Source organism: Verrucomicrobium spinosum DSM 4136 = JCM 18804 (assembly GCF_000172155.1).
In the GTDB taxonomy this organism is placed as follows: Bacteria; Verrucomicrobiota; Verrucomicrobiia; order Verrucomicrobiales; family Verrucomicrobiaceae; genus Verrucomicrobium; species Verrucomicrobium spinosum.
Map to the genome: position 1 here is coordinate 1,935,353 of NZ_ABIZ01000001.1, position 15,499 is coordinate 1,950,851.

Genomic DNA, 15,499 nt, shown 5'->3' on the forward strand with positions numbered 1-15,499 from the left:
ACCTCCCCCTCCAGATGTGGAGGGGCGGATTGGGTGCAGATTCTTCCAGGCCCCTGTCACCTCACGGTGCAGGGGCTTTGTACAGGTAGCCGCGGTAGTGCTCAGGGTCTCCTTCGCACCCGTCCTCCGCAGCGTGCAGCATGTTGATCATCTCCCGGCTGGTCACATGGTGAAGCTGGACTTTGCTTCCGTTGGGCAACTGACGTTTGGAGGCAGAGTGGAAGGCTTCGGCAGGTGATCCCAGTAGCGTATGGTAGTTGCGGGGGATGCCGCCATGGGTGTGCAGCTTGACGAAGATCCAAGGGGCTCCTTCTGCGACGCTGGGGCATAGCTCCAGCCAGAGGGGCCAGCGACCTGCGGTCCAGGGGTTGGCACCGGAGATCTCCGCATTCTCCACGCGGGGGATGAGGTGCCACTTCCGTCGGTCCCAGTTGAGCCCCAGCGGCCCCTGCACCAGCAGCAGATGATCTTCCCGATCTCGCAGCGGTGCGGTGGTGCCTTTCTTCACCGGTGTGCCGGTGTCATGCGAGTTCGGTGCCGGGGTGTCTTGAGCGTAGTAGATGGAGTTGATGGTGCGCGTCTGCGTGAAGTGCGGCGCGGAAGGCATCGTGAAATCGGCGTAGCAGCCCTTGCGCCTGAGGATGCCCAGTTCGTCGGAAACGCCGCAGTTGCGTCCGTCTGCGTCGCCGCTGTTGTCGAGCGCCCAGTTGCCGTGGATGAATCCAAAGCGGACCCGACCGTCTCGATCTGTTCCCAAACAACCCATCCGGCGGAGGTCGGCGATGCCGGCATCGAGTTTTTCCTCGAGTCCTGCCGCCGTGTCGTGGTGATGGTGCAGGTGCACCTCCACTTCGCTCCCCGTGCGGCGACAAAGGGCGGCCAGGTTCCCGACAATCTCCTCGTGATGCTGCTCCACGGGGTAGAAGAAGGTGTGCTTGTAGCCGACTCCCGCAGCATCGCGGTAGCGCTCGGCCAGATCTGGCAGGCGGGTGTTCCATTCCTGCATGGCACGGCGGGCTCCTTCCAGATCGGTGTCATGAAACGGCTCAAAGTGATCGCAGACTGCAAGCATCACGTGCCACGTCTCATGCTCCGACCAGCGACGACGGGTGCGATTGAGATAGGGGATGAGCCAGCGGTCGAATGCTCTGAGCATGGAACAGGGTCAGGGGTTGGGTGGAGGGGAACGGCGGGCGGGAGGCTGCTGCCAGAGCCGATTGGGGTCCTTCAGGGAGGCAAGCCAGGCAAACAGGGCGCGAAGATTGGCGGTCTGGAGGAGGATGAAACCAGCGGGTATGGAGAACGCCTTGTGTTTGATGCCCGGGAAAAGCATGCCTGTAGCAGCGAGGGTATAACACGAGACCTGGGCAGCAAAGGCTGCGAGAAACAGCGGATGGTGAATGAGGATGGCCGTGACCACGAGCAGCAATCCCAGCATCCAGGGTACGGCGAGGCGGAGGTATTTGTGCGAGATGACCTGCCACCAGATGGGGCATCGTCCGGGGAGCATCCAAGCGGGGTGACGCACCAGCATCTGGTAGTTGCCCGCCAACGTGCGAAGCTTGCGGCGGCTCTCCACTTCAGGATCGAGGGTTTGCGGATCGAATGCCCGGGCGGCCGGATTGAACAACACCCTTTTGCCCTGCATCACGGCCTGCATGGGGAGCACCACATCATCGAGGAGCGTGTCCGCAGGCAGGGGGAGATAGAGCTCCCTGCGCAAAGCATAGATGGCTCCAGTGCAGCCCACCACGGAGCTGTACAGCCCCTCCCATTCGCGGAGCTTCTTCTCCAGTCTCCAATACAGATCCACGCCCTGGCCGCCTCCTGCCTCGGAGCCCGCGATTTGCAGGGAGCCTGACACTGCGCCGATTTCCGGATCTGAAAAAGGAGCGGCGAGATGTTGAATGGCATCGTGGGCAAAGGTCTGGCGGGCGTCGCAGAATACGAGAAGGTCGCCCGTGGCCACACTCACGGCAGCATTGAGCCCGGCCGGTTTTCCGGACTTCATCGGCTGCTCCAGCACTTTGACCAGAGGGCTGACTCTGCGGGCCACCTCCGCCGTCACGTCTGTGCAGCCGTCGCACACCACGATGAATTCCACCGGACCCGGCCAGGACAGGGTAGTGAGATTCTGCAGACGCGACTCGATGCGGGCAGCCTCATTGTGCACGCAGAGCAGCACGGAAAATGTGGGAGGCGATCCCGAGGGGGCCAATTTAGGAGGGCGGGGAAACTTCCGGCCCAAAATGGCCATGAGCACCGGATAGCCCACGTGGACATAGGCCAGCATGAGCACGAGTCCGGCAAAGACAACCATGGCCAGCAGTTCGCTCATGGACGGCAGGAGTTGGACTTAAGGCTTCTGAAACACCAGCAGATACTGGCCGCCCAGCGGCAGACCGGAGAGGGCGGGTTCGGTGGGGCGCAGGAAGGCCAGGGACGAGGGGTAGATGAAGTAGTAGGTCCGGTCGAGGAACGTGAGCCCGCCTGTGGAAACCAGCTTTTTGGCCTCCAGAGGCCACAGCATGATGGCATCCCGGTCAAAGGGGACCAGGTGCATTAGCAGGCGCACGATGGGGTTCCACGGGTTGTTTTCCCAAAACGCAAACACCCCGCCGGGCTTGAGAATGCGGACAATCTCCTGGACGCATCCGGCGCGTTCCGCGGGCGGAATGTGGTGAAACACCCCGTTGCAGAAGGCCATGTCCACGGAGCTGGACGGGATGCCAGCCAGATCGTGGGTGAAGGAGATGCGGGCAGAGTCCTTGCCTCCGTCCTGCCCGTGTGTACGGGTCGCCTCAGTGACCGACTCGGTGGAGGGGTCAAAGCCGAGGTACTCGTTGATCCCTAGAACTGAAGTGAGCTGGGGGGCGGAGGTGCCGGTGCCGCAGCCGTAGTCCAGGCAGATCTTGGGCAGACCGAGCTTGAGGTGGGCCAGACGCTGTTGCAGCCACCGAACGCGTCCTTCCGCATAGTACTCCTTTTTCTCACCGGTGAACTTCAGCCCCTTGTTGAGGGCGGCATCATAGTCACCGGCAAACTCGTCGAACTCCTCCTGGCGGGCTTTGGCTGGGGACGGTTCGGGAGGCATGGGGAAAGGGGACTCAGTTGGGTCGCGGGCTGGCCTAGCTGTACGGCGGAACGGACTGGTTCACAAGTTGTCCCAATACCACTCCAGCGCCTCTCCCAGACCGTCTGCGACGGAGTGGGTGGGCTCGTAGCCCAGCAGTCGCTGGGCCTTGGAGATGTCCGCCATGGAGTGCTGGATGTCGCCGGGGCGGAAGTCGCGATAAGTCGGGGTGAGGCCGGACAACTCCGGGGCGCGGTGGGCCACAGCGTCTCTCAGCGCGTTAAAGAGTTCGGTCAGGGTGGTGCGCCCGCCCAGTCCGACGTTGAAGGCTTCGCACCGCAGGTCGGGATGTTCTGCCGTCGCGGCCAGGATGTTGGCCTGCACCACGTTTGCCACATAACAAAAGTCGCGGGTGGTGCTGCCGTCGCCATTGATGAAGACCGGCTCCTGTTTGCGCAGCAGGGAAATCCAAAGGGGGATCACCGCCGCGTAGGCTCCGTGGGGATCCTGACGGGGGCCGAAGATATTGAAATAACGCAGCCCTACGCTTTCCAGGCCATGGCATTTTTGAAACGTCGCGGCGTACACTTCGTCCATGTACTTGCTCGCCGCATACGGGGAAAGAGGCGTGCCAATGCTGTCTTCCCGTTTGGGCAACACGGGGTCATCACCGTACACGGAGCTGCTGGAGGCATACACCACACGTTTCAGGCTGTGCTGGCGGGCGCTGATGAGCAGGTTCAGGAAACCAGTCACGTTGGCGTCATGAACCTCGCGCGGCTTTTCGATCGAGAGCGGCACCGAGCCGATGCCCGCCTGGTGCAGCACGTGATCGGCCCCTTCCAGGATGTGGAGGCAGTCATCCAGCAGCCGCACGTCGCGTTCGGCGAACGTGAAGCGGCTCCAGGCCCTCTCCCCCACCGCCTGCTGCACCTGTTCCAGGTTGTGAAGTTTGCCCGTGGCCAGATTGTCAACCCCCACGACAGTCTGGCCGGTGCGGAGGAGTTTTTCGACAAGATGCGAGCCGATGAATCCGGCGGCTCCGGTCACGACCCAGCGACGAGGCTTGGCTTCGAGGGATGAGAGAACGCTCTGATACCGGCTCATTTGCTTGATTGGACTAGGGGTTGCAGCGCGCCCTGCTTCGACTTTTGCCGAGTCGCTTGCAAGGATAAATTTGCACATTCGAAATTCTCGCGGCATGCATGGCGCGCTTCGCATCTGTTCGCACCATGAGTCATCCTGGACCTGAACCTGTTTCCTCGCTGCAGACTTTCCCTGAGCCGACCATCGGGCGGGGGTGGGGAGTCTGGGCCATGACTTGGGCTGCGCTCTTCTGCATGGCTCTGGGGCTCCAGTGGCGGGGCGGAGCGCAAGGCAGTGACCTGGGAGGGGATCCTGACGAGGCGGCTCATGCCGTCACCAGTCTCATGGTGCGGGACTATCTCTTTCAGGCACCTGGGCAGCATCCTCTCCGGTTCGCGGAGAAATATTACGACCGGTTGCCCCGGGTGGCTTTGGGGCACTATCCGCCGGGGTTCTACGGGCTGGCGGGGCTGTGGCTCGGGTTCAAGCCCACACAAGGAGCGTTGCTGATGTTGCAGGCGGTGCTTCTGGCGGCTCTGGGGACGGCAACCGCCCGTGTGGGGGCGAAGCTGGTGGTGCCGTGGGTGGCGGTGGGAGCTGGTTTGCTGGTGATTCTGGCTCCGCCCATCCAGCAGCTCGTGCTGCTGGTGATGTCAGATTTGTTTCTTGCACTGGCCTGTCTGGTGGCGACCTGGGCTATGGCAGCCTATTTGGAGCGTCCGTCAAAACGGCTCGCTCTCGGCTTCGGCTTTGTTGCGGCCCTGGCCATCTTGATCAAGGGTTCCGGTCTCATGCTCGCCTTGGTGCCTCCTCTGGCGATTGCCATTTCAGGCCAGTGGCGGTTGGTGCTCCGGCCCTCGCTGTGGCTGGCCCCATTGCCGGTCGTGGTTTTTGCGATGCCGTGGCAGCTCTTTTCTTACAAGTTCACGAAGGAAGGCATGAGTGGACTGCCTGTGACTGAGCACTTTCGGCGGGCATTCGGCTACTATGGCGATGCGGCCTCGCACTATCTCGGATACCCAGTACTCGTCCTGCTGGGCTTGGCCGCATTGGTCATGGTGATCGGTTGGGTGAGAGGCCGACGCCCCTCGGCCTATGAATCGGCGCTGTGGGCGTTGCTCTTTGCCGCATGGGTCCTGATCTTCACCGTGCCTGCGGGCATGTCGGCTCGCTATCTTGTGCCTCTCGTGGCTCCGGTATTCCTGCTGTTGGCGCACAGCTTGTGCGTGTGGAGCAGGGCGGCGGCAGGGCGGCCCGTTTGGATCGGCGGAGTGATCGGGCTTGGGGTCTTGCTCACTTCATTGGTGACGACAGGTCAATGGATGCCGAGGGACAAAAACGTGCACGGCTACAGTGCCGCAGTGAATGCCATGGTCGCCACACTGCCGGCGCAGCCGGACGTCGCAAATGACGCCTGGCTGGTCTGCTCGGACGCCAGAGGGGAAGGTGCACTCATTGCCGCCGCCGCGTTTGATGCCCAGGTGCGTCAGCGCCCCAGCTTGCGGGTGCTGCGTTCCACCAAGGAGCTTGCCAGCATGGACTGGCTGGGGCGTGACTACACGCCCGCGTTCGACACCGAGACCGCCTTGCTGGAGCATCTGACGAAGAAGTCCGTCAGCTATGTAGTGATTGATGAAGGTGTGCCCGAGGCGGGACGCATGCCGTACTATGCCCAGCTAAAACGGGCACTGGAACAATCTGGCTCCGGCTGGCTGCTCTCTCATTCTCTGCCCGTGGTTCGTGGTCGCGAGCAGGGCAAGCTTCTGGTATATCATCGTGAGCATTATCCTTAGTGGAGATGTGTCTAAAGTTTAGCCCTGTGTTGCATGCGTCCCCGGTTGCTTTTTGTCTCCAATCTTTTTCCCGATACGAAAGAGCCGTATCGTGGTCTGGACAATGTGACGCTGCTGCACCATCTGAAGGATCGCTGGGACATCCGGGTGGTGGCTCTGCGGCCCACGCTGGGTGCCTGGCGGGGGGCGGGATTGAAGTTGTTGCCACGATCCCAGGATGAGATCTTTCGGCCGCACTACGTTCCGGTGCCCTACATTCCCAGGGTGGGCGATGCATGGAACCCCGGGCTCATGCATCGGGCTCTGCAGCGGGAGCTGGTGAGGGTGAAGGCGGAGGGGGCCTGGGACGTGTTGCTGGCAAGTTGGTTGTATCCCGACGGTGGGGCCGCCACCCGGGCCGCAGCCGCAGCCGGTACGCCATCCGTGCTGATTGCCCAGGGTTCAGATGTGCACAAGTATTTGAGGGTGCCCCGGCGCAAGCAGGCCATTCTGGAAGCTGTGAAGGCGAGCCGCGGCGTCATCACCCGGAGCCGCTCCCTGGCGACACTGCTGGGAGAGGCAGGAGCGGAGAAGTCCAAACTTCATCCGGTGCACAATGGCGTGGATGTCTCGTTGTTTCATGGCGGTCCCCGGGAAGAAGAGCGGGGCAGGCTTGGGCTCAAGGACAAGGCCACGGTGATCCTCTATGTGGGGAATCTTCTGCCGGTGAAGAATCCCGAGCTGCTCCTGCGGGCGTTTGCCCGGTTGCGGGCAGGATGGCAGGGGGCACCACTCCAGCTCCGTATGGCGGGCAAGGGGCCCATGAGAGAGGGGCTGGAGAAGCTGGCGGGTGAGCTGGGAATTTCAGGCAGTGTTTATTTCCTTGGCCCCCAGGATGCCGGGCAGATCGCCTCCTGGATGCGGGCGGCGGATGTGCTCTGCATGAGCAGCCACAATGAAGGCCTGCCGAACGTGGTCCTGGAGGCCATGGCGAGCGGCCTGCCGGTGGTGGCGACCGATGTGGGCGGCATTCATGAAGTCGTGGACGCCCCGTGGAAGGGCGCGCTGGTGCCGCCAGCGAAGGAGGAGGAGCTGACCGCAGGGCTCCAGCGTGTGCTGGAGCAGGCCCCCGACCGGCAGCGCATCGCGACCTATGGCTCGGGATTGTCCTGGGATGCCACGGCGGATGCATGCGACCGAATTCTGAGAGATGCGTTGGAAAAGTGAAGGGGGCCGCAGCCGTGAACTGAGCTAAAGCTCCGCACTACTTTCAGCATCCAACGCGGGCGTAGTCCGGTTGTCCCAACCGGTTGGTGAGCGAAGTGATTGATAGGCAGCTTCTCTGCTTTCGCCAGCTTCAGTCGCTTGACGATGCTTCGCGAAACTCTCACAATCGGCCAATGTCTGAAAAGCTGGCACCCTTACCCGAAAATGGGCAGACCTCGATCGAAGCAGAAAGGAAACGTCTGCAGGAATTCTACTCGAACCACCCGGCCGTGATGTGGGCTGGAATGGCATCAATGCTCCTCTTGATCATCGCGTTTGGGGTGATGCTCTGGCACAATTTTGTGACCAGGATGCCCTTTGTGACCGTGCAGAGCTCGCTCGTAGCCTGCGGCATGGCGGGAGCATTCTTCGCCGCCCTTTCCCGCAAACTGTGCCCGATGGAGATGGAGCAGCATCGGCGAAGGGTGAAGAGGGACATGAACACCCACCTGCTTCTGGCGGGTCTGAATCTGGCGCTGTTGATTTGGGGGCTCTGGAAACGAGGGGCGCTGGGCTGAATCTGTTTAGAGGCGGCCATCGTGCCGGGGGCGCGACACAAAATGAATTTTTCCCGTATCTCTTTCTATCGGAATACGTTTAACCTCACGTATGCTCCGACTTCGAGTCACCGGCAACGGCTGTGCAAGCCGCCGGTGGAGCGTCCTCTGGTGGGGAATGGTGGCGGGGGGATTCCTTGCCTCATCCGCTTGGCTCCCGGCGCAGACGCTGGATTTGAAGCGGGTTTTTGACGAGCGGAATCTGCCTCCGGTGCGGGTGCTCATCCAGGAGGGCGAGTACCAGCAGGTCGCACGATTGAGCGAGCTGTATATCCAAAACGGCGCACCCTCCCCCGAGTGGTGGGTCCTGAGGCTGGAGGCGCTCAGAGCCTTGGGACGGAAGGACGATGTGCTGCGTGTCGCCAAGGAGGCGGCCCTTGCCCATGGCAATGACTTGAAGACGCTCATGGCCTGCCATGATGCCGTGTTGGCCTACGGGCAAAAGGATGCCGCTACAGGGTATCTCCAGCAGGTGAATGCCGCGGCTAAAAAGCAGACAGCCAGCCAGCGCACCGCCCTGGATCTGGTGGTGCTGGGGCGAGCGGCACTTGCGGCCGGGGCGGACCCGCAGAAGGTGGTGGCGCAGTTCTATGCGCCTGCCAAAAAGAAGGACCGTACGCTGTTGGAAGCCTATCTGGCGGGTGGGGAGCTGGCGCTCCAGAAATCCGACTTTGCCAAGGCCGCCGATGAATTTCGGGCAGGGCTCAAAGAGCACAGCCAGAACAATGACCTTCGCTACGGTCTGGCGCGCGCCTTCCAGTCCTCCGACCGGAAGCAGAGTCTGACGCTGGCCCAGCAGGTGGTGGAGAGCAATCCCTCTCACGCTGGGGCGCTCTTGCTGCTGGCGGAGCACTCCATCGGAGCCGAGCAGTTCGCGGAGGCGGACAAGGCTCTGGACGCTGTGACATCGGTGAATGAAGATCACCCCGAGGCGTGGGCGATGCGATCCGTGCTGGCCACTCTGGTATCGAACCGGGAGAAGGAAGCCGCGAGCGCGAGGAAGCAGGCACTGGAAGCCTGGGCGCAAAACCCGGAGGTGGATTATGTCATCGGTCGCTGCCTGTCTCGTGCCTATCGGTTTCAGGAGGCCAGCGATCATTTGCGCGAGGCGGTGAAGATGGACCCCGGTCATCTGGAGGCCAAGCTGCAGCTCTGCCACGCTCTCTTCCGCCTCGGTCGTGAGGATGAGGCCTGGAAGCTGGGAGAGGAGATCCGCAAGGCGGATGCCTACAACGTGCAGGCCTACAACATCGGCCTGCTGGAGGCGGAGATGAAAGGGTTCGCGGTAAGGACAGAGCCGGACTTTGTGCTCAAGATGCCGACGCGCGATTCAGCTATCTACGGCGACCGGGCCCTGCAACTGCTGCGTGAGGCGAAGGAAGTGCTATGTGCCCGCTATGGACTCGTGCTGGACCATCCGGTGCTGGTGGAGTTCTTCCCCTCCCAGCAGGATTTCGCCATTCGCACCTTTGGCAATCTGGGTGGGCAGGGCATCCTGGGGGCGTGTTTCGGCACGGTGGTGACGATGAACAGCCCGGGCAGTGTGGCCGCCAACCGCAGCAACTGGGAGAGCACGCTGTGGCATGAGTTCTGCCATGTGGTGACCCTCACGGTGACGCGGAATCGCATGCCCCGCTGGCTCAGTGAAGGCATTTCTGTGTACGAAGAGCAGCGGCGGGATCCTGCCTGGGGCATGCGGATGTCGGGAACCTACCGGAAGATGGTGCTGGATGACAAAACCTTTACGCCGCTGAGCAAGATGAGCGGCGCTTTCCTGAACCCGGAGAGCAGTGACCACCTCATGTTTGCCTACTTTGAGGCGGCGCAGGCGGTGGACTGGATGATCGCCACGTATGGCGAGACCAAGTTCCAGGGGGTACTGAAGGATCTGGCTGAGGGGCGGCGGATCAACGAAGCGCTGGATCGCAATATGGCGTCTGTCCAAAAGCTGGACGCCACCTTTGCCGTTCACCTCAAAGGAAAGGCCCAGCAGTTGGCACCCAGGGCTGACTGGACGGAGCCGGAGAAGGATGCGCTGGATGTGCGGGATGCCTCGGCCGTGGGGGCATGGCTCAAAGATCGGCCCAACAACCTGTGGGGACTGCGCCAGGCCACGCGAAGGTTGCTCGCTGGTGAGCGCTGGACCGAGGCGCTGGAGGTTGCGAGAAAGTTGATCACCCTGTTCCCCGAAGATCCAGAGCCTACGAACGGCTATCAATTGGCTGCCCAGGCCTACCGGGGGCTCAAGCAGCCCCAAGAAGAGGCCGCCATGCTGCGGGAGTGGATGGGGCGCACGGCGGATGCCTCGCAGGCGAGCCTTCGCCTGATCGAGCTGGAGACCGAGGCCCGCCAGTGGCCCGGGGTGCTCTTGGCCGTGAAGCGGTTGCTCGCCATCGATCCCTTCCTGAAACGTCCGCACGAGGCGATGGCGGCGGCTTGTGAAGCGCAGGGGGATCGCGAAGGCGCGGTGGTGGCGCTGAAGCATCTCATGACCTTGGGGCCGGACAATCCTGTGCAGGTGAACTTCGCGCTGGCACGGCTCTTGCAGCCCACGGATGCCAGGGCCGCGCGTCTGCACGTGCTGGATGCTCTGGCGGAGGCACCGCGTTTCCGCGCCGGTCATGAGCTGCTTCTGAAACTCCAGTCTCCCGCGCCTGTTTCTACACCTGTTCCCACCCCGCCTCCAGCCGGGGCCGGAACCCCGCCCCCCGCGCCATGACGAAACGACGTTGTTTCATCTATCTCTGTGCCGGCCTTCTGGCCGGGCTGGGGGTGTTCTATGCCCAGGAGCCAGGCAAGCCCAAGAACTTCGGCATCACCGATGGCTCCGTGCCGGAAGATCCGCGGGATGCCATGCGGGGTGACTTTCCCATGTGGCCGGTGAGCAAGGAACTGCCCAACGACACCTTCACCTTCGCCCGGGTGCGGTACAATTCCTACAGCCACTGGGGCCGTCATGACAAGTGGACCACGGACTATCCCGATGCGGACCTCAACTTTGGCTACCGTTTGCAACAGCTCACCGCCTTGCAGGTGGATCCGAAGGGGGCGATCGTGGATATCAAGGCGGAGCAGTTGCGCCATTACCCCTTCATCTACATGGTGGAGCCCGGGGATATTTCCCTCACGGCGGATGAGGCGCGTACCCTGCGGGAGTACCTGCTCAATGGGGGATTCCTCATGGTGGACGACTTCTGGGGCACCCAAGAGTGGGACACTTTCTATACGGCCTTCAAGCAGATCTTTCCCGAGCGGGAGCCGGTGGAACTGCCGGTCACCCATGAGGTCTTCCACATCGTGTTTGACCTGAAAGTGAAGCCGCAGATCCCCTCGGTAGGGGCGGCGATCGCTGGGCGCCGACGCGGCATCACCTATGAGTGGAACAAGCCCGGCTCGGAGGAGGTGCACTATCGCGGCGTGTTCGATGACAAGGGCCGCATGATGATGATCATCTGTCACAACACGGATCTCGGTGACGGCTGGGAGGAGGAGGGGACGGATCCCTGGTACTTCCGCGAGTTCTCCGAGAAGTACGCCTACCCGCTGGGCATCAACATTCTCTTTTACGTCCTCACCCATTGATATCCTCATGTCTGCTCTGCCGCCTCCCATTCCCGCTCCGGTAGCCGTCCCGGTCCCAGTCAATGAACAGGATCTGGAACGCAAGACCGTGGAACTGCTGCACAGCGCGCATGACCGCATCCTCAAGGAGGTGTCCAAGGTCATCGTGGGTCAGAAGGAGGTGATCGAGCAGATGCTCATCGCCCTGCTGGCGGGCGGGCATGGCCTGATCACCGGAGCCCCGGGTCTGGCCAAGACCCTGCTCATCAACTCGCTCGCCCAGGTTTTCAGCCTCAGCTTCCGCCGCATCCAGTTCACCCCGGATCTCATGCCTTCCGATATCACAGGCACGGAGATCCTTGAGGAAACAACCGAGGGTCGCGACCTCGTGTTCCACAAGGGCCCCATCTTTGCCAATATGATCCTGGCGGATGAGATCAACCGCACGCCGCCCAAGACGCAAGCCGCCTTGCTGGAGGCCATGCAGGAGCATCAGGTGACGGTGGCAGGGCAGACCTTCGTGCTGGAGGAGCCGTTCTTCGTGCTGGCGACGCAGAACCCGATCGAGATGGAGGGCACCTATCCTCTGCCGGAGGCGCAGCTGGATCGCTTCATGCTCAATGTCGTGATCGACTACCTGGCTGAAGACGAAGAAGTGGCGGTGGTGACCCAGACGACCTCCCGCAAGGCTGAGCCCATCCAGCCCATTTTCTCCGGCGAGGATCTTCTGCGTTGTCATGAGCTGGTGAAGAAGGTGCCGATCGCGGAGGAAGTGGTGCGCTACGCCGTGCGCCTGGCCTCTGCCACCCGTCCGCACCGGGAGCATGCGCCGGACTTTGTGAACGAATGGGTGAACTGGGGCGCAGGCACCCGGGCCAGTCAGTATTTGGTGCTGGGCGGCAAGACGCGCGCCGTGCTCCAGGGACGGGCTCATGTGAACTTCGATGACATCAAGGCGCTGGCGCGGCCCGTTCTGCGTCACCGCCTGCAGCTCAACTACCGCGCCGAGGCCGAAGGCGTGACGGTGGACAGTTTGATTGCCAAACTCATCCAGACCGTGCCGCTGCACCCTGTCGCGAAGTGATTCCGTTTTCATCTGTTGCTCTGACTCATGGCCTCCGCTCCTTCCAATGTTGATCTCGCCGCGCTCATGCGTGTCCGCTCCCTGGAACTGCGGGCGCGTCTGGTCATGGAGGGCTTCTGGAAGGGGATGCACCGGAGCCCGCTGCATGGATTCTCCGCGGAGTTCAGCGAGTATCGCCAGTACGTGGTGGGGGATGATCCCCGTTTCATTGACTGGAAGGTGATGGCGCGCAGCGACCGCTCCTATGTAAAGAAGTTCGAGGAGGAAACCAACCTGCGCTGCCAGCTCCTCCTGGATGCCAGCTCCTCCATGGCGTATGGCTCGGCCGGCTTCTCCAAGCTGGACTACGCCGCCACTCTGGGCGCGACGCTGGGACTCTTCCTCAAGGAGCAGGGCGATGCGGCGGGGCTGACAGTGTTTGATGAAAAGATCCGGGACCACCTGCCTGCCCAGGCTCGGTCTGGCCAGTGGCATGCCCTGCTGGTGAATCTGCAAAAGGCCGTCTCCTCCCCGGTGGCGGGTGGCCCCCGGCTGCCCCTGCGACCTCTCGGAGAAATGATCCGCCGTCGCGCGCTGCTGGTGCTGATGTCGGACTTTCTCATGCCGCTCAATGGGCTGGACCAGGACCTCGGCCTCCTGGGCGCCATGCAGCACGATGTGGTGGTGTTTCACCTCATGGATCCGGCTGAGCTGGACTTCCCCTTCACGGAGGGGGCGCAGTTCACGGATGCGGAGACGGGGCGGCAGTTGCTCCTCGAACCCATGACCGCACGGGCCTCGTACTTGAAGCGGCTCAACGCGCATCTGGAGCAGTTGCGGGGCATCTGTGCCCGGCAGGGGGCGGAGTACCGGCTGATTCGCACGGACACCCCGCTGGAGAAGGACCTCTTTGACTTCCTGCATGCCCGTCGCCATCTGGCGGCGCGCCACCGGGCCGCACCCCGAAGGGCCGCATGAACCTGTTGTTTCCATTCTTCCTGATCGGGATGGCAGCGGTGGCGGTGCCCATCCTGCTCCACTTTCGTCGGCAGCCTCCGCAGAAGTCGGTGCCCTTCAGCTCGCTGATGTTTCTGGAGCAGACGCCTGTGCCGCCGCGCACCCGGCGCAAGCTGGAGGACTGGCTCCTGCTCCTGCTGCGCTGTCTGGCATTGCTGCTGTTGGCGCTGATGTTCGCCCGGCCTTACTTCCGCACCCGGGGGGACATGGTGGCCACGACGGGCACCACCTGGTGTCTGCTGGTGGACACGAGTGCTTCCATGAACCGCCCGGGGGCGGTGGAGGAGATGAAGAAGCGTCTCAGCGAGGCGACGGCCATCCTGCGGGAGCAGGACCACGTCATGCTGGCCACCTTTGACAAGGAGCCCCGGGAGTTGCTGGGGTTTGAGACCTGGCAGAGTCTTCCGGAAGGCGGGCGCAAGGCTGAGCTGCAACGGCTGTTGGATGGCGTGAAGCCGGGCTGGCAGAGCACGGATCTGGGGCGGGCGCTGCGCTATGCCGCAGGCAGGTTCCAGGGGCAGGCGGTGGAGGGTTCCCGTAAACAACGGATCGTACTGGTGTCTGACCTTCAGGAGGGCTCGGCGCTGGAGGCACTCCATGCTGACAGCTGGCCGGATAAAGTCACCGTCACCCCGCTGGTGGTGAATGCACCTTGGAAAGACAACTTCGCCCTCTCCACCGCCTCGGTGATGATTGAGGAGGAAGCGGCTGCGGTGCCTGGGAAAGGGGCCGCTCCCACGGGTGGCGAGGGCGCGATTCGCGTACGGGTGACGAGTGGTCGCGAGGCCGCGCATGAAAAATTCACCCTGAAATGGGCAGAAGGAAGAGAGCTCGTTGAAGCGTCTGTGCCACCTGGGGGCTCCCGCATTGTCCGTGCGCCAGGCAGGCCCGATTCTACGGCGGCCGCAGATGGGGAGTTGCATCTGTCGGGGGATGCGGTGGATTTCGACAACCAACTGTATGTGGCCAAGACACGCGCCCGGGAGTTGCGGATTGTCTGTGTGGGAGATCGGCTGTCCCGTACGGATACGGCCTCCCCCTTGTTTTACCTGGTGCGGGCCTTCCAGCCAACGGCGACGCTGAAACCGGTGTTGGTGGAGAAGACCCACCAGGACCTGGGTCGCGTGGATCTGCCTGGTACGGCGGTGGTCTTTGCGTTCGGGGAGGGGACGGAGGGTTCTGCCGCCATGTTGAAGGACTGGGTACAGGCCGGTGGCGCGCTGGTGTATGTGGCTCAGGAGGGGGACAAGGGCGGTCTGCTGCGGGCGATCACGGGCGAGGTCGGATGGGGGTTCAAGGAATCAGCCTCCGGCGAGGCTTTGCTCCAGGATCTGGCGTTTGATCACATCACTCTGCGGGCGTTTGCAGAAGCAGGCGTGCGTGACTTCAACAAGGTCCGGTTTTGGAAACATCGCCAGTTGGTGCGTGGAGAGTCTGCCGATGCACCTGCAGGCAAAGGGCAGGTGCTGGCACGCTTTGATGACCGGGTGCCCGCTTGGATGGAGTGGACGGCTGCAAGCGGGCGCCTGCTCTACGTTGGAGCCAGCTGGACTGGGGCGGAGAGCCAGTTCGCCGTCTCCTCCAAGTTTGTGCCCTGGCTGTATGGCTTGCTGGACTGGGCATCGGGAGGCACTGCGCTGGGCACGGTGTACACCGTAGGGGATAGCATTCCCGCTGCCGCAGGCAACTGGCAGGGCACCGTGTCTGTGACCGGGCCGGACGGGAAAACCGCGCTGTGGGATGCAGCCGAGGAACCCACCTTCAGCAGGACCAGTGTGCCAGGGATCTATCGCTTCGGCACGGGGGAGGCGGCCCAGTCTATCGCGGTGAATCTGGCAGCCGCGGAAGGGCGTCTGGCCCCCCTGCCAGTGGAGCGCCTGACGGAGCTGGGCGTGACTTTGGAGCCCTCCCTAAGTGGTCGCGTGAGTGCCGATGCGGCCGCCGCGCTGGTGCGCCGGGAGGATGCGCTGGAGGAGCAGCGCCAAAAGCTCTGGAAGGCCGCCCTGCTGGCGGCCCTCATCGTATTGTTGATGGAGACCTGGCTGGCGGGCCGGCGTGAAGGGAAAGCCCGCAACCCTGAAATACAACCCGCATGATGCCCACG

At 62.7% G+C, this 15,499-nt stretch carries 12 protein-coding genes; 8 read left to right on the forward strand and 4 right to left on the reverse strand.

The window, feature by feature from the left end; all coding sequences use genetic code 11:
- Positions 1-61 precede the first annotated feature (61 nt).
- Genes VSP_RS34395 through VSP_RS07575 form a run of 4 tightly spaced genes read right to left on the reverse strand, consistent with a single transcriptional unit; the run spans position 62 to position 4,180 of the window.
- Positions 62-1,156 carry a hypothetical protein gene (locus VSP_RS34395; protein WP_009959789.1) on the reverse strand — a complete coding sequence of 365 codons (1,095 nt, stop codon included), beginning with the start codon at positions 1,154-1,156 and terminating at the stop codon, positions 62-64.
- A 9-nt stretch (positions 1,157-1,165) separates the two neighbouring features.
- On the reverse strand, positions 1,166-2,338 hold the full coding sequence (locus VSP_RS34400; protein ID WP_009959790.1) for a glycosyltransferase family 2 protein: 1,173 nt from the start codon (positions 2,336-2,338) through the stop codon (positions 1,166-1,168).
- Between the two features lie 18 nt (positions 2,339-2,356).
- A complete protein-coding gene (locus tag VSP_RS39070; RefSeq protein WP_009959792.1) occupies positions 2,357-3,094 on the reverse strand; it encodes a class I SAM-dependent methyltransferase in 738 nt (245 codons plus the stop codon).
- Positions 3,095-3,154: 60 nt separating this feature from the next.
- A complete protein-coding gene (locus tag VSP_RS07575; protein WP_009959794.1) occupies positions 3,155-4,180 on the reverse strand; it encodes an SDR family oxidoreductase in 1,026 nt (341 codons plus the stop codon).
- 125 nt (positions 4,181-4,305) lie between these two features.
- Between VSP_RS07575 and VSP_RS07580 the strand changes: the two genes are divergently transcribed.
- The 8 genes from VSP_RS07580 (at position 4,306) to VSP_RS07615 (ending at position 15,491) form a co-directional block, all read left to right on the forward strand.
- Positions 4,306-5,952, forward strand: coding sequence for an ArnT family glycosyltransferase (locus tag VSP_RS07580; RefSeq protein ID WP_157210787.1), 1,647 nt, complete (start codon positions 4,306-4,308; stop codon positions 5,950-5,952).
- A 33-nt stretch (positions 5,953-5,985) separates the two neighbouring features.
- Entirely contained in the window at positions 5,986-7,158 is a 1,173-nt protein-coding gene (locus tag VSP_RS34410) for a glycosyltransferase (RefSeq protein WP_009959798.1), read from the forward strand.
- A 173-nt stretch (positions 7,159-7,331) separates the two neighbouring features.
- Entirely contained in the window at positions 7,332-7,715 is a 384-nt protein-coding gene (locus VSP_RS07590) for a hypothetical protein (RefSeq protein WP_009959799.1), read from the forward strand.
- Between the two features lie 91 nt (positions 7,716-7,806).
- A complete protein-coding gene (locus VSP_RS34415; RefSeq protein ID WP_081452450.1) occupies positions 7,807-10,473 on the forward strand; it encodes a tetratricopeptide repeat protein in 2,667 nt (888 codons plus the stop codon).
- A complete protein-coding gene (locus tag VSP_RS07600; protein ID WP_009959801.1) occupies positions 10,470-11,336 on the forward strand; it encodes a DUF4159 domain-containing protein in 867 nt (288 codons plus the stop codon). The genes VSP_RS34415 and VSP_RS07600 overlap by 4 nt, the downstream gene beginning before the upstream one ends.
- Before the next feature lie 7 nt (positions 11,337-11,343).
- The gene (locus VSP_RS07605) at positions 11,344-12,399 is read left to right on the forward strand and encodes an AAA family ATPase (RefSeq protein WP_009959803.1); all 1,056 of its coding nucleotides are present in this window, start codon (positions 11,344-11,346) and stop codon (positions 12,397-12,399) included.
- A 27-nt stretch (positions 12,400-12,426) separates the two neighbouring features.
- Entirely contained in the window at positions 12,427-13,356 is a 930-nt protein-coding gene (locus tag VSP_RS07610; RefSeq protein ID WP_009959805.1) for a DUF58 domain-containing protein, read from the forward strand.
- Entirely contained in the window at positions 13,353-15,491 is a 2,139-nt protein-coding gene (locus VSP_RS07615; protein WP_009959806.1) for a BatA domain-containing protein, read from the forward strand. The genes VSP_RS07610 and VSP_RS07615 overlap by 4 nt, the downstream gene beginning before the upstream one ends.
- Positions 15,492-15,499: the final 8 nt, after the last annotated feature.